General features: G+C 64.0%; 22 protein-coding genes, 1 tRNA gene and 1 riboswitch. Of the genes, 9 read left to right on the top strand and 14 right to left on the bottom strand.

What is annotated here, in order from left to right; genetic code table 11:
* Nucleotides 1-28: 28 nt before the first annotated feature.
* The gene (gene mutL, locus VSR82_RS12725) at nucleotides 29-2,125 is read right to left on the bottom strand and encodes a DNA mismatch repair endonuclease MutL (RefSeq protein WP_429460838.1); all 2,097 of its coding nucleotides are present in this window, start codon (nucleotides 2,123-2,125) and stop codon (nucleotides 29-31) included.
* Nucleotides 2,126-2,319: 194 nt separating this feature from the next.
* Between mutL and VSR82_RS12720 the strand changes: the two genes are divergently transcribed.
* Nucleotides 2,320-2,991, top strand: a complete 672-nt coding sequence (locus VSR82_RS12720; protein ID WP_176109485.1) for a VTT domain-containing protein — start codon at nucleotides 2,320-2,322, stop codon at nucleotides 2,989-2,991.
* Nucleotides 2,992-3,113: 122 nt separating this feature from the next.
* Here the strand turns inward: VSR82_RS12720 and VSR82_RS12715 are convergent, their stop codons facing one another.
* Together VSR82_RS12715 and VSR82_RS12710 are read right to left on the bottom strand one after the other, a co-directional pair.
* Nucleotides 3,114-3,932: a mechanosensitive ion channel family protein gene (locus tag VSR82_RS12715; RefSeq protein ID WP_018431865.1), complete on the bottom strand. Its 819-nt coding sequence runs from the start codon at nucleotides 3,930-3,932 to the stop codon at nucleotides 3,114-3,116.
* Nucleotides 3,933-4,123: 191 nt separating this feature from the next.
* Entirely contained in the window at nucleotides 4,124-4,498 is a 375-nt protein-coding gene (locus VSR82_RS12710) for a hypothetical protein (RefSeq protein ID WP_429460835.1), read from the bottom strand.
* Between the two features lie 439 nt (nucleotides 4,499-4,937).
* Here VSR82_RS12710 and VSR82_RS12705 point away from each other — a divergent pair, with 439 nt between their 5' ends.
* Nucleotides 4,938-5,261, top strand: coding sequence for a hypothetical protein (locus VSR82_RS12705; protein WP_429460833.1), 324 nt, complete (start codon nucleotides 4,938-4,940; stop codon nucleotides 5,259-5,261).
* A gap of 181 nt (nucleotides 5,262-5,442) precedes the next feature.
* Here VSR82_RS12705 and VSR82_RS12700 read toward each other — a convergent pair.
* The 9 genes from VSR82_RS12700 to ydfG form a co-directional block, all read right to left on the bottom strand.
* A tRNA-Lys gene (locus VSR82_RS12700) sits at nucleotides 5,443-5,518 on the bottom strand.
* 185 nt (nucleotides 5,519-5,703) lie between these two features.
* Nucleotides 5,704-6,453 carry a tol-pal system protein YbgF gene (gene ybgF, locus VSR82_RS12695; RefSeq protein WP_368585418.1) on the bottom strand — a complete coding sequence of 250 codons (750 nt, stop codon included), beginning with the start codon at nucleotides 6,451-6,453 and terminating at the stop codon, nucleotides 5,704-5,706.
* Nucleotides 6,454-6,473: 20 nt separating this feature from the next.
* Nucleotides 6,474-6,980 (bottom strand): peptidoglycan-associated lipoprotein Pal, encoded by a 507-nt coding sequence (pal, locus tag VSR82_RS12690; protein ID WP_368585417.1) that lies wholly within the window; start codon nucleotides 6,978-6,980, stop codon nucleotides 6,474-6,476.
* A gap of 32 nt (nucleotides 6,981-7,012) precedes the next feature.
* On the bottom strand, nucleotides 7,013-8,305 hold the full coding sequence (gene tolB, locus VSR82_RS12685) for a Tol-Pal system beta propeller repeat protein TolB (RefSeq protein WP_410848098.1): 1,293 nt from the start codon (nucleotides 8,303-8,305) through the stop codon (nucleotides 7,013-7,015).
* Nucleotides 8,306-8,443: 138 nt separating this feature from the next.
* Nucleotides 8,444-9,460, bottom strand: a complete 1,017-nt coding sequence (gene tolA, locus VSR82_RS12680) for a cell envelope integrity protein TolA (RefSeq protein WP_498857731.1) — start codon at nucleotides 9,458-9,460, stop codon at nucleotides 8,444-8,446.
* Nucleotides 9,457-9,903 carry a protein TolR gene (gene tolR, locus VSR82_RS12675; protein ID WP_429460828.1) on the bottom strand — a complete coding sequence of 149 codons (447 nt, stop codon included), beginning with the start codon at nucleotides 9,901-9,903 and terminating at the stop codon, nucleotides 9,457-9,459. The genes tolA and tolR overlap by 4 nt, the downstream gene beginning before the upstream one ends.
* Nucleotides 9,904-9,913: 10 nt before the next feature.
* Nucleotides 9,914-10,591 (bottom strand): protein TolQ, encoded by a 678-nt coding sequence (gene tolQ, locus VSR82_RS12670; protein WP_498857730.1) that lies wholly within the window; start codon nucleotides 10,589-10,591, stop codon nucleotides 9,914-9,916.
* A gap of 187 nt (nucleotides 10,592-10,778) precedes the next feature.
* Entirely contained in the window at nucleotides 10,779-11,243 is a 465-nt protein-coding gene (ybgC, locus tag VSR82_RS12665) for a tol-pal system-associated acyl-CoA thioesterase (protein WP_410848097.1), read from the bottom strand.
* A gap of 200 nt (nucleotides 11,244-11,443) precedes the next feature.
* Nucleotides 11,444-12,190: a bifunctional NADP-dependent 3-hydroxy acid dehydrogenase/3-hydroxypropionate dehydrogenase YdfG gene (gene ydfG / locus VSR82_RS12660; protein WP_429460826.1), complete on the bottom strand. Its 747-nt coding sequence runs from the start codon at nucleotides 12,188-12,190 to the stop codon at nucleotides 11,444-11,446.
* A gap of 247 nt (nucleotides 12,191-12,437) precedes the next feature.
* A riboswitch (ZMP/ZTP riboswitch) is annotated at nucleotides 12,438-12,564 on the top strand.
* 178 nt (nucleotides 12,565-12,742) lie between these two features.
* Between ydfG and glyA the strand changes: the two genes are divergently transcribed.
* From glyA to VSR82_RS12625, 7 genes are all read left to right on the top strand, one after another.
* The gene (gene glyA, locus VSR82_RS12655; protein ID WP_368585413.1) at nucleotides 12,743-13,990 is read left to right on the top strand and encodes a serine hydroxymethyltransferase; all 1,248 of its coding nucleotides are present in this window, start codon (nucleotides 12,743-12,745) and stop codon (nucleotides 13,988-13,990) included.
* A 6-nt stretch (nucleotides 13,991-13,996) separates the two neighbouring features.
* The gene (nrdR, locus tag VSR82_RS12650) at nucleotides 13,997-14,479 is read left to right on the top strand and encodes a transcriptional regulator NrdR (protein ID WP_008919734.1); all 483 of its coding nucleotides are present in this window, start codon (nucleotides 13,997-13,999) and stop codon (nucleotides 14,477-14,479) included.
* A gap of 213 nt (nucleotides 14,480-14,692) precedes the next feature.
* Entirely contained in the window at nucleotides 14,693-15,259 is a 567-nt protein-coding gene (locus VSR82_RS12645; RefSeq protein ID WP_429460823.1) for a GspH/FimT family pseudopilin, read from the top strand.
* Nucleotides 15,256-15,705 carry a type IV pilus modification PilV family protein gene (locus VSR82_RS12640; RefSeq protein WP_368585410.1) on the top strand — a complete coding sequence of 150 codons (450 nt, stop codon included), beginning with the start codon at nucleotides 15,256-15,258 and terminating at the stop codon, nucleotides 15,703-15,705. The genes VSR82_RS12645 and VSR82_RS12640 overlap by 4 nt, the downstream gene beginning before the upstream one ends.
* Complete coding sequence (locus tag VSR82_RS12635) at nucleotides 15,702-16,508, top strand: PilW family protein (protein ID WP_498857729.1); 807 nt, start codon at nucleotides 15,702-15,704, stop codon at nucleotides 16,506-16,508. Before VSR82_RS12640 ends, VSR82_RS12635 begins: the two co-directional genes overlap by 4 nt.
* Before the next feature lie 128 nt (nucleotides 16,509-16,636).
* Nucleotides 16,637-17,107: a pilus assembly PilX family protein gene (locus tag VSR82_RS12630; protein ID WP_410842336.1), complete on the top strand. Its 471-nt coding sequence runs from the start codon at nucleotides 16,637-16,639 to the stop codon at nucleotides 17,105-17,107.
* 22 nt (nucleotides 17,108-17,129) lie between these two features.
* A complete protein-coding gene (locus VSR82_RS12625) occupies nucleotides 17,130-17,561 on the top strand; it encodes a type IV pilin protein (protein WP_429460819.1) in 432 nt (143 codons plus the stop codon).
* 85 nt (nucleotides 17,562-17,646) lie between these two features.
* On the opposite strand, the gene VSR82_RS12620 is transcribed toward VSR82_RS12625, so the two are convergent.
* Together VSR82_RS12620 and VSR82_RS12615 are read right to left on the bottom strand one after the other, a co-directional pair.
* Nucleotides 17,647-18,162 carry a DUF3318 domain-containing protein gene (locus VSR82_RS12620; protein WP_429460817.1) on the bottom strand — a complete coding sequence of 172 codons (516 nt, stop codon included), beginning with the start codon at nucleotides 18,160-18,162 and terminating at the stop codon, nucleotides 17,647-17,649.
* Nucleotides 18,163-18,219: 57 nt separating this feature from the next.
* Nucleotides 18,220-18,609, bottom strand: coding sequence for a phage holin family protein (locus tag VSR82_RS12615; protein WP_368585405.1), 390 nt, complete (start codon nucleotides 18,607-18,609; stop codon nucleotides 18,220-18,222).
* Nucleotides 18,610-18,658 lie beyond the last annotated feature (49 nt).

Here is an 18,658-nt window from a genome sequence, read left to right as displayed (position 1 = left end):
CGCGGGCGGTGTGATCGAACGCGGCGCGTTACTGGCCGCGCATGAACAGCCGATCGAGATCGGCCAGCGTCAGCTGATACCAGGTCGGACGCCCGTGGTTGCACTGGTCGGCGCGCTCGGTCGCTTCCATCTGGCGCAACAGCGCATTCATTTCGTCGAGCGTCAGACGCCGGTTCGCGCGCACCGCGTGATGGCACGCGAGCGTGCCGAGCAGTTCGTGCTGACGCTCGGTCAGCACCCGCGAGCCGCCGAACGCGTGCAGGTCGGACAGCACCGCGCGCGCGAGCGCTTGCAGATCCGCGTCCTTCAGCAACGCGGGGACTGCGCGGATCGCGAGCGTGGTCGGCGACAGCACCGCGAGGTCGAAGCCGAGCGCATCGAGCGTATCGCGCTCTTCCTCGACCGTGCCGATTTCGACCGGATCGGCCTGCATCGTCTGCGGAATCAACAGCGGCTGCACGGCGATCGCGCGGTCGGCAAGCGCGTTCTTGAACTGCTCGTACAGGATGCGCTCGTGCGCGGCATGCATGTCGACGATCACGAGCCCGTGGCGGTTCTGCGCGAGCACGTAGATGCCGTGGATCTGGCCGAGCGCGAAGCCGAGCGGCTGATCGTCGGTGGCATCGAATGCGGGGGAAGCCGAGCGCGACGCGAACGGTGGTGCGTCGTACGGCGACGTCGTTTCGCTCGCCGAGTCACGTGCTTCGAGCAGCGACGCGCCCTCGACCCGGCCCGCGAGCGGATCCTTGCGGCCGAACAGCGCGTCGTAACCGGCGAGCGGTTGCGCGACCGGCAGTGTGCCCTGCGTCATGCGCGCCTGGCGCATCCACGTGTTGCCGGGCCGCGAGGCGCCGAAGCTGCTGAACCCGTTGCCGCCGCCAAAGCTGCCACGGCTTCCGGCGTCGAAGCCCGCGCCGCTCGAAACACCGGCGCCCGCGCCAATGCCGTCGCCTGCGCCGCTGCTGCCACCCAGCGGCGTCGAGCCAAACGAAGCCGGTCCACCGGCCGACGGCTCCAGGTGCGCCGCATGCCCGCCAGCCGTCGTTTCCGGCGACGCGCCCGCGTGCCGCGCGAGCGCGCGCTGCACCGCATGGAACACGAACTGGTGGATCGAGCGCGAATCGCGGAAACGCACCTCGATTTTCGACGGATGCACGTTCACGTCGACGCCCTCTGGCGGCAAATCGAGGAACAGCACGTACGACGGATAACGCTCACCGTGCAGCACGTCTTCATACGCGGCGCGTACCGCGTGCGTAAGCAGCTTATCCCGCACGAAGCGGCCGTTGACGAAGAAATACTGTTGATCGGCGCGGCCGCGGCTTGCGGTCGGCAGACCGGCGCAGCCGTAGATTGCGAGCGGGCCGGCGGATTCGTCGAGCGGTAAATGGGCGGTCGCGAACGTGTCGCCGAGAATCTTCGCGACGCGCGCGGGCGGCTCGCTCGCGTTCCAGTGTTCGACGGCCTTGCCGTTGTGCAGCACGGAGATCGCGACGTCCGGCCGCGCGAGAGCGGCGCGGCGGATCTGTTCGAGACAGTGGCCGAGTTCGGTCTGTTCGCTCTTCAGGAATTTGCGGCGCGCGGGCGTGTTGAAGTACAGCTCGCGGACTTCGATCGTCGTGCCTTGCGTGCCGGCAGCGGGGCTCAGCACGCCGGTCTCCGCATCGATGCGTACCGCGTGCGGCACGTCGGCCGTGCGGCTCGTGATGCTCATCTGCGCGACCGACGCAATCGACGCCAGCGCTTCACCGCGAAACCCGAGCGTCGCGACCGCTTCGAGCTCGGCAAGCGAGCGGATCTTGCTGGTCGCATGGCGCGTCAGTGCGAGTACGAGTTCGTTCTCGGGGATGCCGCAGCCGTCGTCGGTGATCGAGATGCGTTTGACGCCGCCTTCGTCCAGCAGGATGCGCAGCGTCTGCGCGCCCGCGTCGAGCGCATTCTCGAGCAACTCCTTGACCACCGACGCCGGCCGCTCGACCACTTCGCCGGCGGCGATCTGGCTGATCAGCTGATCGGGGAGCGGCTGGATCGCGCGCAGCGGACGCGGCGCGGGCGCCGCGCGGGAGCCGTCGGAGGGTGCGGCCGCGGCCGCGGTGCCCGCAGGCGTTTCGGAGAATTCGGACATGGCGAAATTATAGCGACTCGGCGCACGCCGCCCGTGCCGGCGCCCGACCCGCAGTTTTTTAATCGAACCGAGGCACTTTCTGTATCATGTCGCGGTCAATTCGCAGCGGTCGGCCCGCCGCTTGCTGCCCCTGTTATTGGGTCGCGCGACGGCCGTTTCTCCTCTACGCAAACACTGGTTTATAAGGACATTCCTTGGATACGTTGCTCCATTTCGCCAACCTTGTCCTACACATCGACAAGTTCCTCGGGGACTTCATCCAGGTGTATGGCACTTGGGTCTACGCGGTGCTATTCGCAATCGTGTTCGCAGAAACCGGACTCGTGGTTCTGCCATTTCTGCCAGGCGACTCGCTACTGTTCATCGGCGGCGCGTTCTGCGCGGCCGGGCAGATGCATCTCGGGCTGCTGATCCTGCTGCTGCTGGTGGCGGCAATCGGCGGCAATACGACCAACTATCTGATCGGCCGTGCGATCGGACCGCGCGTGTTCAATTCGCATATTCCGGTGCTCGAGCGTTTTCTCGATCGTGCCGCGCTGCAAAAGACTCACGATTTCTATGAGAAACACGGCGGCAAGACGATCGTGCTCGCGCGTTTCATCCCGGTCGTGCGGACCTTTGCGCCGTTCGTCGCGGGTGCGTCGTCGATGACGTGGAGCCGCTTCCAGATGTTCAATGTCGTCGGCGCGCTGTCGTGGGTGCTGCTGCTCGTGCTGCTCGGCTATTTCTTCGGCAACATTCCGTTCATCCGTCAGTATCTGAACGTGATCGTGCTGGTCGGTATCGGCGCGGCAATCGTGCCGGTCGTGCTCGCCGCGTTGTGGAAGATGCTGCGCAAGAATGGCGCGAACGCGAGTACGCGTTGACGAGCTGTTGCCAGGTTTATTTCAGGCCTTGAAAACCGGAAGGCGTCGCGAATCTCGCGACGCCTTTTTTCATGCCGCGGTGCCGGCGACGCGTGCCGGCTTCGCGCGCATGTTAGATCACATCAATCGCGCGTGATCGCGCGCGGCGCGAGCGGCGTTTCCGGCGTCGGATAGCCGGCTTCCTTGAAGGTCTGCACGATCGCGCGATTGGTGTCGAAGTAGACCTGCCAGTAGTTCTGGTTGGACGAATAAGGACGCACGCACAGCAGCGGTCCTTCTGGCGTGAAGCTCAAGACTTCGATGTCCGGCGCGGGGTTTTCGGACACGTTCGGAATCTTCGCGACGGCGGCTTTCAGACGCGCGATCGCGTCGGTCGGATCGACGCCGTTTGCGATCTTCGCGGTCAGCTCGACGCGCCGGAACGGCAGCACGCTGTAGTTCGAGATGGTGTCGGAAAAGATCTTGTTGTTGCCGACGATGGTCATTACGTTGTCCGGCGTGACGATCGTCGTGCCGAACAGGCCCAACTCGGTGACGGTGCCGGTGACCCCCGCGGCCGTGACGAAATCGCCGACCTTGAACGGTCGCAGCACCTGCATGAACACGCCGGCCGCGAAGTGCGCGAGCAGGCCGCCCCATGCAGTACCGATCGCGAGGCCGAGACCGGCGAGCAATGCGGCGAACGACGTCGTCTGCACACCGAAGATTTGCAGGATTGCGAGGACGAGCAGCAGGTTCAGCAACGCGCCGAGAATCGACGCGAGGTAGTGAGCGAGCGTCGGATCGACCTTGCCATTGCGCGCGAGCACCTTGCGCAACAGGTTGGAGATCAGCCCGATGACCCAGCGGCCGACGATCCACAGCACGATGGCGCCGATAACCTTGGTGCCGATGTCGATGCCCCGGGTCATGATGAATGCACGTGCGGTTTCGATATCCAAGATGTTCCTCGTTATAAGTTGTCGTCAACGGATTGAACGACGGTGGTGCCATGACCCACAACGCGCGGTCTTCGGGAGTTATAGCCGACGGCGCCCGCCTGCGCAAGGACCGTTCCTGCGCTGCTCGCGGGCGGCAATTGAGAGACGAAAAATGGCGGGAGTATGTGAGAAGCCGGTCGAGCGCGCCGCGCCTACATGCGCAGCCGCGATTCGGAATACGGTGACGTGTGGATGACAACTGGGTTGTCCTGGTCGCTTTTCACGGCTCGCCTGCGCGTCGACATGCGATGCCACGAGAAAGCGATCACGATTGCGAGCGCATATGCGCCAGCACGCTGAAGAAATAAAGTCGGCCGGACGAATTGTCCGTAGCGGCTCTGCGCGTCGGCGAACACGACAAAGGTCAACAAGCCGTCGAGCACGCACGCGACCAGCGCGAGCACGATGAAAATCACCGGGCCACTCAAGGTAGCACCCAACCCAAACCGGTTATACAGTCGACAGGCCATCGACACGATGGCGAGCAAGGCGAGGTTCGATAGCAGATCGAACAGAAAGTTGGTCATTATCGGTTCAATGAAAAAGCAATGCGCCGTGGGTTTGCCGGAACGTATGCTCACGCAAGGTTCAGACATGCTCCGCTGATTCGGCGGCGATCATTGCATATCTTTTCATCTCGATAAATAACCAGAAGAAGCGATAACCGTGTCACTCTTTCTTTCGAGCGCTTTTATGTGCAATTGGAATGTGAAGAGTCGCAGGCCTCCGGTCACGCGAGAACCGCTGTCGGCCCAAGGGAAGAAATCGCCGTTGACACCGCCCTGTCGTAGCCGTATGTCATCTTCGTAGCGATTGCCGCCGACTTCGAAGTTGTGCAACAGATTGCACTGTGGTGAAAACACCAAATCGACATTGTTTAAATTTTGACAAGTCGCTCCGAGCGTCTATCCGTGCGAGGATCAAATGTCGATGTTCCTGACATGAAGATCCAGTTACGGGGGCTCCATGAGTAGCATTCCGCTTATCTGGGCAGCGGTGCCGCATAACAGCGACGGTGTTGTCTTTCAGATCCAACTTGGCCGCGGGCTTCAGCGTTTTCACGTGTCGCGGCGCGTGCTCGAGGATGTGTTCGAGCTCGAACGGAAAGCGTCCGACGCACGCCAACTCGAATTCTTCTACGTGCACGAGCAGCGCATTCTCGCGCGCGCCAGCGCAAAGCGCGCGACGGCCAGCTCGACCACCGTTTCATTACAGGCCGCCGATTTCGGCGTGTCGAACGACAGCGAGCGCTGGGCGAGGCCGAGCGGCATCGCGCACGGCCTCGTCTAGGCGAGAATTGGCGGCGGTGACTGCTTTCGTCCGCGCCGAACTCGATGTCACCGGATAGACCCGATGCTGCCAGACCCGATGCAGCCGCGCGTCGCGCGCCATCGTTTTCGACGTTTGCGGGTGCGGGCAACGGAAAAAGAAAAGGGCCGACATGCATTCGCATGTCGGCCCTCGAATCTTTTGGTAGGCCGTACGGGATTCGAACCTGTGACCAACGGATTAAAAGTCCGCTGCTCTACCAGCTGAGCTAACGACCCAAAAGAGAAGCGAAATTATATCGGCGAACCGATGGCCTGTCAACAGTACAAGGCCGTCAGGCCAATGAAAAGCCCGGGCATCACTACCCGGGCTTCCCAGCGAGAGGCGCGCGTGGCTATCACTTCGGACACTGCGCGTCACTGCCGACAACTACATCAAAACGTGATCAATCCGCCACCGCGAACTACTTGATCTGCGACAGCTTGCTCTGCGCCGACTGCGCGACGTCCGAGCCGGCGTATTGCGCGACGATCTGCTCGAGCGTCTTTTTCGCCGCGGCCTTCTGGCCTTGTTCGAGCTGATTGTTCGCGATCGCGAGCAGCGCTTCCGGCGCACGCGGATGCTGCGGGTACTTGGCCACGATACCTTGCCAGACCGCCGTCGAACCCTTGTAGTCGCGCAGTGCATACAGCGCGTTGCCGAGCCAGTATTGCGCGGTCGGCTGATAGGGGCTGCTCGGATATTTGGAGATGAAGCTGCGGAACGATGCCGCCGCGCTCTTGAAGTCCCCGCTGCGGAACTGCTGTGAAGCCGCGTTGAACGCATCGGTTTCACCCGGCTGCACCTCGCCCTGGACGCCATCCACCGTCTGCTGCTGCGGCTCGAATTTCTTCAGGCGCGTGTCGAGATCGGTGTAGTAGTCCTTCTGCTGCTTTTGCAGCGTCGTGAGCTGGTTCGCCATGTCCTCGTTCTGTCCGCGCAGCGTCGCGACCTGCTGGTTCAGCTGGTCGAGACGGTTGGACTGATCGAGGATCGTGCGCTGCGCCGCCGACAGCTGGCTCGACAGACTATCGGTCTTCGAGCGCAGATCGAGAATGGCCTGGCGGGCCTGATCGTCGTCGAACATGCCCGCGTGGGCGGGCACGGCCACGAGGGCCGAGCCTGCTACGCAGGCCGCTGCGGCAACCCGCAGCCAGGAGAAACGATGCGTCATTCGGCTTATCACCCGTTGACTTACTGTTGATACACGAGGTCGGCGCGGCGGTTCTGTGCCCACGACGCTTCGTCATGACCCGTTGCCAGCGGCTTTTCCTTGCCGAGGCTCACGGCTTCCATTTGCGAATCCGACACGCCCATCAGCGACAGCGAACGACGCACGGCTTCAGCACGCTTCTGGCCGAGTGCCAGGTTGTATTCGCTGGTGCCGCGCTCGTCGGTGTTGCCCTGGATCAGCACGTGACGCTGCGGGTGACCCTTCAGATATTGCGCGTGTTGTTGCAGCAGCGCTTGATAGTCGTCCTTCACCGAGTAGCTGTCGAAGTCGAAGTAGATGCTGCGCTTTGCGAGCGGGCTGTTCGGATCGTTCAGCGGGTCGACGTTGACCGTCGCGACGTCGTTCGGATTCGGTTGACCCGAGCCTGCGCCCTTGCCGGCGTTTTCGTCGAGCTTGACGCCAGAGTGACATGCGGCCAATGCACCGACCATCACGACGGCGAATGCGAAACGAAGTTTGGACATCATTTGATTACTCTCCTTGTGTTATTGCATCAACGTTATTGCATAAACGGGCCCCAGGATGGCTCGCGTACGCTGCCCCCCTGAACGGACAGGACCTGCCGAGTGCGACCATCGGTCGATACTGCGGCCAACACGCCACGGCCGTTCACCTGAGTGGCGTAAAGAATGTACTGACCGTTCGCCGCGAAGCTCGGCGATTCGTCATGTGAAGTGTCCGTCAGGCCCGTAGCGGTTCCGCCTTGCAGGTCCTGGATGTACAGCTTGAATGCACCGCCGACGCGCGAGATGTAGGCAAGCTCCTTGCCGTCAGGACTCACACGCGGGCTGGTGTTGTAGCTGCCCGTAAACGTGACGCGTTGCGCGTTGCCCGCGCTTTCGCCTTGCGCCGGCATCTTGTAGATCTGCGGAGCGCCGCCGCGGTCGCTCGTGAAATAGATCCACTGACCGTCAGGAGAGTAGGTCGGCTCGGTGTCGATCGAGCTGCCCTGCGTGAGACGACGCAGACCGCTGCCGTCCGCGTTGACCGCGAAAATCTGCGTATTGCCGGTACGCGACAGCGCGACGGCGAGCGTGCGGCCATCCGGCGACCACGCCGGCGCGCTGTTGTTGCCCTTCTGGTCCGATACGACGATGCGCCGGCCCGTAGGCAGGTCGTGGATATAGACGATCGGCTTCTTCTTCTCGAACGACACGTACGCGACCTTGGTGCCGTCCGGCGACCAGGCCGGCGAGATGATCGGCTCGGGGCTCGACAGCGCGATATGCGCGTCCTGGCCGTCCGAATCCGAGATCTGCAGCTGGTAGCGGTTGCCCGACTTGATCACATACGACAGGCGCGTCGCGAACACGCCGCGATTGCCCATCAGCTTGGCGTAAATGTAGTCCGCGACCTTGTGCGCGCTCATGCGCAGACCGCTTTCCGGGCTCACTAGCACGAGGCCGCCGAGGCTTTCGCCCTTGACCGTGTCGTACAGCTTGAAGCGCACTTCGTATTGGCCGTTCGGCAGGCGGTTCACGCTGCCCGCGACGAACGCATTGGCGCCCTTCGCCTTCCATGCGCCGAGGTCGACGGAATCGGTCTCGGACACTGGCGCCGAGCCTGCGTCGATATTCGTGAATTTGCCGCTGCGTTGCAGATCCTGACGCACGATCGTGCTGACCTGCTGCGGGGAGTTCGCTTCATTGGCGAAATTCGCCGTTGCGATCGGAAACTGGGTGGATCCGACGCCCGTCACGAGGACGTTGAGTTGTGCGTTGGCGGCGCCGCCGACGGCGATCAGGCACGTTGCCACGAGTGTTCGCAGGCCTAGCTTGGTCATCAAACTCATGCTGTATGGGTTCCTCAAAACGGTTTTACTTAATACTCGAAGACAGCAGACAGACCGGTAAACGGTTATTTCGTTCCCGCGCAACGCCGCGCCGGATCGGGCGTTGCGTGGGCCGTCAGCCGCTTGTCAGTCAGCACCTCAACCTGCCGGACGCAGCGTGATAGTGAAGCTTTCCGGCGTCTTTCCATTGATGTCCTGCGGCATCGGATCGGAACGCTGCACGGCCCGCAATGCTGCGGCATCCCAGGCGGGATTACCGCTGCTGCGATAGACGGACGCATTCAACACTGTGCCGCTAGGCGAGCAACGGACGGCGATCACGGTTTCGAGACCCTCGGGTGACTCTGACCAGACGATGTTCGGACGAACGCGCCGCTGCACCCGGTCATTGAACGCCGGCGTCGCTGCAGTGCCGCCCGAGCCATTACCAGTTCCGGTCTTCCCAAGCCCGTTGCTCGTGGAGTTGCCGCCGCCCACGCCGCCGACCATGCCCTGCATCTGCGCGAGGCGTGCATTGCGCTCGGCGTCGAGCTTCTTCTTCGCCTGTGCGGCCGCATCGGCTTGCGCCTTCGCCTTCGCCGCTTTCTCGGCATCAGCCTTCTTCTGTGCTTCCGCCTGAGCCTGCTTTTGCTCCTGCTGCTCTTTCAGTTGCTGCTGCTTCTGTTGCTCGGCGAGCTGCTGTTGCTTGAGCCTCTCGGCCTGCTGCTGTTGCTGCTGTTCCTGTTGCTGCTTGAGCTTCGCGGCTCTCTGCGCCGCCTGATCGGCCGCCAGCTGCTGCTGACGCTTCGCTTCCGCTTCCTGCTGCTGTTTCAGTTTCTGCTGTCGCTGCTCTTCGGCCAGTTGCGCCGCGCGAGCCGCTTCCTGCTGGTGGCGCTTCTTTTCCTGCAGCGCGATGTCGGCCTGCTCGTCGCGCACGGGCGGGGCAGGGGCGACCGGCGCGGGCGGCGGCGTGACGACGGGATGCGGGATCGCGGAATCCGGTACCTCGGTCCACAGTTCCGCCTGCTCGCCCTCGGGCGTGCTGTTTTGCCACTGGATGCCGTGATAAAGAAAGAATCCGAGCAGCGCATGCATCACCAGCGCGAACAGAAAAGCTCGCCCGGTGCCGCGTTCACGCGGTGGCTGAAGCGGATATTCGGTGTTCTTGCGGATCATTGCGATTTGACCAGCAATCCAACGCGCTTGACGCCCTGAGCCTTCAACTCGGACATCACATTCATCACGACTTCGTACTTCACGGTTTTGTCGGCGGCGATCACGACGGGCTGATCCGGGTGCGATTGTGCCCGATCGGCGATGAAACCTTTGAGGCCAGCTTTCGTCACGTCTTCCTGCTGCTGCGTGCCGGAGTCGTCCTTGTACTTGACGCTCATGTTGCCGTCCGCGCGGATGTTGACGATCACGGGCGGCGTCTGCTGCTGCGGCGCGGCGCCGCCGACGGTCGGCAGATTGACGATCGACGGTGCGACGAGCGGCGCCGTGACCATGAAGATCACGAGCAGCACGAGCATCACGTCGATGTACGGCACGACGTTGATGTCGGCCATCGCGCGACGCGAGCGCGAGCCGCGCATGCTGGAGGAGCGGGAGCCTGCCATCGGGGCCTCCTTAGTGTGCCTGGCGCTGCAGGATGTTCGAGAACTCTTCGATGAAGGTTTCGAAACGGATCGCCAGACGGTCGATGTCGTGCGCGTAGCGGTTGTAGGCGACCACGGCCGGAATCGCGGCGAACAGGCCGATCGCGGTGGCGGTCAGCGCCTCGGCGATGCCCGGCGCGACGTTCGCGAGCGTGGCCTGCTGCACGTTTGCGAGGCCGCGGAACGCGTTCATGATCCCCCACACCGTGCCGAACAGACCGATATACGGGCTGACCGAACCGACCGATGCGAGAAACGCGAGGTTCGCCTCGAGCACGTCCATTTCACGCTGGAATGCCGCGCGCATCGCGCGCCGGGCGCCGTCGAGAATCGCGCCGGGATCGTTCAGGCGTTTCTCTTTGCCTTTCAGGAATTCACGCATGCCGGACTCGAAAATCCGCTCGAGCGCGCCGATCGTGTGGCGGTTGTTCGCGGCGCTCTGATACAGCGCCTGCAGGTCGCCGCCCGACCAGAAATCGCGCTCGAAGCGTTCAGTTTGCGCGCGCGCCCAGCGAATCGCAAACCACTTGCGGAAGATGAAAGTCCATGAGAGTAGCGACAGCAACAGCAGCAGAGCCATGACGGCCTGGGCCAGCAGGCTCGCGTTGAGTACGAGTGAAACGATCGACAGATCTTGTGTAGTGTTCATAAAGGTTCGTTTTAACGTCCCGGGAAGGGGGCGTCCGGCTGCAAAGCCGCTTCAAGCTTGCCGTGGGCAAAACGGAAGCTTCGGCGATATCGAAGCCGAACCATGCTTTGTGCTACCTGACCGGTATGAGTTCACTGGCCCCGTAACAACGAGGCTCAGGTATCGTCCGTTGACATGCCGCCGTGGTTCAGTCCGCTCTCTCGCCGACGCCCGGTCCATGCCGCAGCGCGGCGAGAACCGAAGGCGGGATCGCAACTGGCCGTAGGGTCGCGCGGTCCACACAGCCAACCCGGACCGACCCGCTAGCAAGCAACGTGCCTTCACGCCAGGCTTCCTGCGCGAAATCTACCGAAGCTCGGCCAAGACGCTCGATCCGGCTGATAATTTTCACGAGATCGTCGAGGCGGGCCGGAGCCCGGTAATCGACCGCGGTACTGCGCACGATGAAAATCGCGTCGTTTTCTTCCGCAAGCCGATGCTGGTCGACGCCACACGCGCGCAGCCATTCGGTGCGAGCCCGTTCGAAAAACTTCAGGTAATTGGCGTAAAACACGATGCCGCCGGCGTCGGTATCTTCGTAGTACACGCGGATGGACCACGTATAGCCGATTTCCGTGCCTGGCTGGCTGGTCGACATATTCATGCGGCGCATTCTACCGGAACGCAAACTCGGGGGTCTGTTTCGAAGTGTGTGTTGCGCTCGGTGGGTGCCTGCGGCGATGGTTGCCGGCTCTGCCGGCCGCGCCGGGACTGGAAGCGCGATATCGGCGCGCCGGGCGAAAAAAGTCAGCACGGGTGATAGGCGGCGGCGCGACCAATGGTAGCGGCCGCCGCCTCAGCCCGCCTTCAAACTCAGCCGCGATGTACGGACAGACCCGCGAACGACTGTGCGACCGGCATCAGCTCGATCGTGTTGATGTTGACGTGGGCCGGGCGCGTGGCGATCCAGTAGATGGAATCGGCGATGTCTTCGGCCGTCAGCGGCTGCACGTTTTCGTAGACCTTGGCGGCCTTGTCGTCGTCGCCGCGATAGCGCACGTTCGAGAATTCGGTGCCGCCGCACAGGCCCGGCTCGATATCCGTCACGCGCAGCGCGCTGCCGGCGAGGTCGGCGCGCAGGTTCAGGCTGAACTGGCGCACGAACGCCTTGGTCGCACCATACACGTTGCCGCCCGCGTACGGCCAGCGGCCCGCCACTGAACCCAGATTGAAGATATGTCCGCGATTGCGCTCGATCATGCCGGGCAGCAGCGCATGCGTGACCTGCACGAGGCCCGTGCAATTGGTCTCGATCATGGTGTTCCATTCGTCGAGGCTCGCCTTGTGTGCCGGCTCGGTGCCGAGCGCGAGGCCGGCGTTGTTGACGAGCACGTCGATCGCGGCGAAGTCGGCGGGCAACGAGGCGGGCACGGCTTCGACGGCGGCGCGGTCGCGCACGTCGAGTTCGTACGGCAGCAGCGCGTCGCCGAGTTCGTCGGCGAGTGCCTGGAGGCGGTCCTTGCGGCGAGCAGTGGCGACGACACGATGGCCGCCCTTGACGAACGAGCGGGCGATGGCGGCGCCGAAGCCGGCCGACGCTCCTGTGACAAACACGATCATTGCAGTTCCCTGGTCGGTAAGAGACAAAGGCCCCAAGCCTACTTCCAATGCCGCGCTGCGGCAAGGATGGACGAGCCGGATCGGCGGCTGCCGCGGCGGCGCGCAACGGGTGCGCGGCGCGGTCGGCGTGCTTTCGTCAGATGGTTGCCCAGCGGGGCCGCCAGAAAGTCCGCAGGCCCCGCCAGCAGCCGCCGGAGCACCCGCAAGTCGGTTGCCTATTCGGGCCTCTTCCAATACACTAACGCGCTCGACCCTGCGTGACTGGCGATAGAACCGAGTCGTCTGACTCAGCCGATTCAACCAATCGGGTTCAAGGTGGAACAACCCACCGTGAAGCGCAGGGTGCCGTTTTGCCGTTCGCCTGGGCAGCCGTGAACCGCGCGCATTAATCTGCGCTGACGGTGGCTGGCCTGCCTCGCGTGTGCGGCGACTCTCCACTCGCCACGTCAGGGCAAGCCTCGCCGCCCACAGCGCTGCGTACCCCGCTGTGTACCCTCTACGCAGGATTCGGCGCACGATCCGGTCAACCTGAAAACACTCAACGGAACCCGTATGTTTGACAGAGCCCAAAGCACCATCGCCAACGTCGATCCTGAACTCTGGAAGGTCATCGAGCAGGAAAACCGCCGTCAGGAAGAGCACATCGAACTGATCGCGTCGGAAAACTACACGAGCCCGGCCGTGATGGCCGCGCAAGGCTCGCAACTCACGAATAAGTACGCCGAAGGCTATCCCGGCAAGCGCTACTACGGCGGCTGCGAGTATGTCGACGTCGCTGAGCAGCTGGCGATCGACCGCGTGAAGCAGCTGTTTGGCGCGGAAGCCGCGAACGTGCAGCCGAACTCGGGCTCGCAGGCCAACCAGGGCGTGTTCTTCGCAATGCTCAAGCCGGGCGACACGATCATGGGCATGAGCCTCGCGCACGGCGGCCACCTCACGCACGGCTCGCCGGTCAATATGTCGGGCAAGTGGTTCAACGTGGTCAGCTACGGTCTGAACGAAGCCGAAGACATCGACTACGACGCTGCTGAAAAGCTCGCGCAGGAACACAAGCCGAAGATGATCGTGGCGGGCGCATCCGCGTTTGCGCTGCGCATCGATTTCGAACGCATGTCGAAAATCGCGAAGTCGGTGGGAGCCTACTTCATGGTCGACATGGCGCACTACGCCGGTCTCGTCGCAGCGGGCGTTTATCCGAACCCGGTGCCGCACGCCGACTTCGTCACCACCACCACGCACAAGAGCCTGCGCGGCCCGCGCGGCGGCGTGATCCTGATGAAGGCCGAGTATGAGAAGCCGATCAATTCGGCGATTTTCCCGGGCATCCAGGGCGGTCCGCTGATGCACGTGATCGCCGCTAAGGCCGTCGCGTTCAAGGAAGCGCTGTCGCCGGAATTCAAGGCGTATCAGCAGCAGGTCGTCGAGAACGCGCGGGTGCTCGCTGAAACGCTGGTCAAGCGCGGGCTGCGCATCGTGTCGGGCCGCACGGAGAGCCACGTGATGCTGGTCGACCTGCGTGCGAAGAAGATCACCGGCAAGGCTGCGGAGGCGGCACTCGGCGCGGCGCACATCACGGTCAACAAGAACGCGATCCCGAACGATCCGGAAAAGCCGTTCGTGACCTCGGGCATCCGCCTGGGTTCGCCGGCCATGACCACGCGCGGCTTCGGCGTGAAGGAAGCCGAGCAGGTCGGCAACCTGATCGCCGACGTGCTGGACAACCCGGAAGACGCCGCGACGATCGAGCGCGTGCGCGCGCAAGTCGCCGAGCTGACCCAGCGCTTCCCGGTTTACGGCTAAGCCGTCATGCATTGCCCCTTCTGCCGCCACGCCGATACGCAGGTCGTCGACTCGCGCGTATCCGAAGACGGCGCGACGATTCGCCGGCGCCGCCGCTGCCCGGCCTGCGACAAACGTTTCACGACGTATGAGCGGGTCGAGCTGGCGTTGCCGTCGGTCGTCAAGAAGGACGGCACGCGCACGGAATTCGATCGCCGCAAGATCGTCGCGAGCATGCAACTGGCGCTGCGCAAGCGCCCGGTTGCGGTGGACGCGATCGAAGCGGCGGTCGCCCGCATCGAGTATCAGCTGCTCGGCAGCGGCGAGCGCGAGGTGCGCAGCGAGCGCCTCGGCGAACTCGTGATGAACGAGTTGCGCGCGCTCGACACGATCGCCTATGTCCGTTTCGCTTCCGTGTACAGGCGCTTCGAAGACGTTTCCGAATTCGAGGACGTGATCGAGGAATTTCGCCGCGCCTCTTCCCCGCCCAAGCCTTCCCGCAAGCGCTGAGCGCACGCGTGCCGCAGCTGAGCCGCGGTCATTCGCATCCATTGCCTCGCGCATTTCGCGCTTTTCTTCACGCATCGCTTCTCCCGCCTCCGTGATCGATCGTCACGTGCATTGTTGCGTGCGCTAACGTCTGAATGCCACCTGGCCATTCGGACGATGGTCGGCGCACTCGCAAATCGCTAGATTGGCTGCATCTGTTCGAAACGCTCAGGGATGCAGATGAAAATCAATGGAACTCGCCGGCCGTCCCGCGCCGGTTTCACGCTCGTCGAGACGCTGGCGGTGATAGCGCTCGTGATGCTGATGGCGGTGATGGCGATGCCGTCGTTCGCCGCATGGCAGATGCGAGATCAGGTCGACGCGCGCTCGAAGGCGCTGCTGTCCACCTTCGCCTACGCGCGCAGCGAGGCGCTGCGGCGCGGCGCGCGTATCACGGTGTGTCGCGTCGATGCGGCGCGCGTCTGTCTCGCGTCGGGCCAACCTTGCGCCGATGGCGTCGCCGACTGGGCCTGCGGATGGGCCGTATTCGCCGAACGCGGCGGCAAGCCGTCGTTGTTGCGCGCGCAGCCGGCGCTTGCGGCGGTGAGCATCGCCGGCGTGCAGACGGATATGACGTTCACGCCGCCCGCCGGCCAACTGATCGGCGCGTTTCGAAGTTTCGATATCGCGCCGCGGAGCCCATCGAAGTCGATGCAGGGCAACCCGTGGCGGCGCTGCATCAGTGTCGCGGCAGGAGGTCGCGCGCGGATCTCGGAAGGCGCGTGTGGAGCGACGTCATGAGACGGCCCGCATTCCACACCCGGTTGCGTGCGCATGCGTCGGCATGTGGCGGCAGTTCGTTGATCGAGGTGATGCTGGCGGTCGCGTTGGTCGCGGTGAGCGCGCTGGGGTTGATCGCGGCTCAGGTGTGGACCGCACGTGAAGCGCGCGCGATGTCGCTGCGCGAGAGCGCCACGTGGATAGCCGAGTCGATCGCCGAAGCGACGCGCACGCCTTCCGTGGGCAATGCCGCACTCAATCAATGGAGCGCTTGGGCGAGTGTTCTGCTGCCGCACGGCGACGCATCGGTCGGCGAGAGCGGCGCAGTCGCTGCGGCGCGCGTGACGTGGGCTTCCGTGCGGGACCGGCCCACTGCGGGCGATGGGATCGGCCCGTCGGCGGAGCCTTGCGGCGGCGTCGATGCACCGGCCGGATCGTCGTGTGTCGCGTTGGCGTTCGCGCAATGAAGCGGCTGCATTGCCCACGCGGTCACACGCTGGTCGAATTCCTGATCGCGATGGCGCTCGGGCTGATCGTGACCGCGGGGGCCGTGTCCCTTTACACGACGCAGCGCAACGCGTTCGTGCAGGCGAGCAACGCGGCCCGGATTCGCGAAGCCGGCTTGACCGCGCTGATGCTGATCGGCCAGCAATTGCAGATGGCCGGCTTCGTTCCTGCCGATGTCGTTGGTTATAACGCGGCGCCTGCGCTGTTCGGCTGCTCGGGCGGTCGCCCGACCGGCGCCGACGACAACCTCACTTGCACCGCGTTGAGTACCGGCTCCGATGGCGTCGCGATCCGCTACGTCGCAGACGTCGTATCGACGTGGCCATCGTCGAGCGGGCAGGTCACCGACTGTGTCGGCCAGGCCGTCAAGAGCAGCGACGCAGTTCTTGGCGATCACGGCGCGCCGGTGGTCAATCGGTACTTCGCCAACCTCAGCAGCTCGACCGGCGAGCCGGAGCTTTACTGCGTCGGCAGCGGCAATGCGGGGTCCGCGCAGCCGCTGGTCGAAGGCGTCGAGCGCGTGCGGTTGCGCTACTGGCTGAGCGGTGCGGCCAATGCTGTGAACGCGTCGGCCGTCGCGGCGGATCAATGGACGAACATCGTCGCGGTAGATGTCTGCGTGCTGGTGCGCGGCGCGCCGCAAGGACGGCGCTCGAAGTACATCGATTGCGATGGCGTGAGTACGCTCGGCACCGACTTGCGGCCTCGGCAGGCGTTTTCGCGCAGGGTGGCGCTGCGCAATCGCGCGGAGGTATCGTCGTGATGGACCGTGACGCAGCAACGCAACGCTGCCGCGCGTACGACATATGCGGCGGGGCAGGTGGAAAAGCGAAACACTTAGGCAGGCGAAGTTGTCGGGACGGTGCCCGACGCGCACATCAACGCGGGGTCGTGCTTGCTATCGTGCTGTTGATCTCGGCCATGATGCTCGCCACGTCCGCGATCTGGTTCGAAACATCGCTCGCGGCCGCACGCGCGGCGACCAATACGCGCGACTTTCTGCAGGCTTTCCACGCGGCGGATTCGGCGCTGAGCTTGTGCGAGCGCAACGTGCGATCGGCACCTGGCGACGCGCCCAATGCGCCGCTCACATCCGGCGAGCCGGTTCAATGGAGGCTTGAAACCGCGTTCGACGCAGGCGCCATCACGCCTGTGTCGCAATGGCCGGGATCATCGCGTGCGCCGCAATGCCTGATCGAGCCTTGGCGTCTCGCGAGTCGACCCAACGCCAGCGCTTATCTGCTGACCGCGCGCGGCTTCGGGCAGAGCAGCGAGTCACAGGTCTGGTTGCAGATGGAACTGGTGACCGAGGATGGCGCGATCGAGCGTCATTGGCGGCGCGTTGCCGCGAGACCATTCTGAAGAACGCACCGACTGGACACGTATGAAAAGCCCGAACACATCCGCATTCACGCTGCTCGAACTCGTGATCGCGCTCGCGATTGCCGCCACGCTCGCCGCCTTTGCGATCCCTTCGTATCGCAGCCACATCGCGCGCACCCATCATATCGACGCGGCGTCGGCGTTATATCGGGCCGCGCAATTCGTCGAGGCCGCGGCGAGCGATGGCGCGCCGGCCTTGCCACCGGGCATCGATCAGGCGCCGCAGTTCGGCGCGCCGGTGTATCGCGTGCGCGTGCTGCCCGCGGACGACACGAACGGCGGCTATTCGATCGAAGCGGTGCCAGCGGAAGCGGGCCCGATGCGCGATGACCCGTGTGGCACGTTCACGCTAGATGCGACAGGTCAGCGAGGCAATAGAAACGACACGAGCGGCGCGACGCCCACGAGCAGCGAATGCTGGAATACGGGTTAGCAGGTGATTGAAAGCCGACGCGCGCGGCCGTGCGAGCGGACATCCGATATAGCGCAGATCGCAGCCCCTCGTAGCGGCCACGACCTCAATAGCCGCTTCTCGTCGAATCGACCTGCTCAGCCGCCGCCTGCGCGGTAGCGGAAACCGCCGCCGCCGCCCGCGCCGCCGCCGACTCGTTCTTCATCTGTTGCCAGATCCGGAACGCTTCCCACGCGCCGAGCGCAAGGCTGCCCCACTTGAGCGCGGGTCTTGCGCTCCTGACGACAGTCGCGCGCAGCGGTTTGGCGAGCAACAGCGAAACGACCGAACTGATGAACGGGTACTGCTTGAGCAATGCGCCGATCGTGCCCGCGTTGAGCACGCTTGCCTTGGCCCCTTTGCCGACGCGCACGCCGCCGAAGCCGGGGATCACGAACTTGAGCCAGCTGAAATGTGTGACGGCCTGGCGCAGTTCGAAGACGGCCTGCGCGAGCTCGACGCGCTCCACGTCCGCGCGCACGAGCAGCAATTCCTTGCGTAGCGCCCGCAGATGCGGGGCGCTCAGATCCTTCGACGGATGGCGCTTGTTACGAAAGGCTGTATCGGGACGGGATGGGCTCATGGCGTGTCGGCGGGAGTGGAGATGAGGCGATGGATCGGATGCAGACAAACTTGCCCATCAGTCGCGGCTGCGAAACGCTTCGCGATCTTTTTCGAACTCGGCGATGGTCGCTTCGAACACCAGCGGCGCGTTGCGCAGACCGCTGCGCGCCTTCAGCGCACAGGCGAGCCCGGCAATCGCGTAGACCGCGGTGATGCCGGCAAGCGCCTGCCATCGGTAGGTGTCCCAGAAGGCAATGGCGACGAGTGCGGTCAACGCGATCAAGGCCATCGTGGCGAGCATCATTGCGGCAAGACCGAGAAACAGCACGCCGAGCAGGCGGTCTTTTTCCTCGGCGAGTTCGATGCCCACCAGTTCGAGCCGCGTCTGCAGAATCGCAAACACGGAACTGAGAATACGGCGCAACGGGCTGTGTTCTGCGCGCTGCGAGTGTGTTTCGGTCGTCATGGCTGTGGGCGTTGCGCGTGAGGGCCTGGCCAGCGCGCACGCGCGCCAG

The sequence above is a fragment of the Burkholderia sp. JPY481 genome (genome assembly GCF_038900515.1).
Taxonomy (GTDB): Bacteria; Pseudomonadota; Gammaproteobacteria; order Burkholderiales; family Burkholderiaceae; genus Paraburkholderia; species Paraburkholderia youngii.
This window is presented reverse-complemented; position numbering and strand designations above follow the sequence as displayed.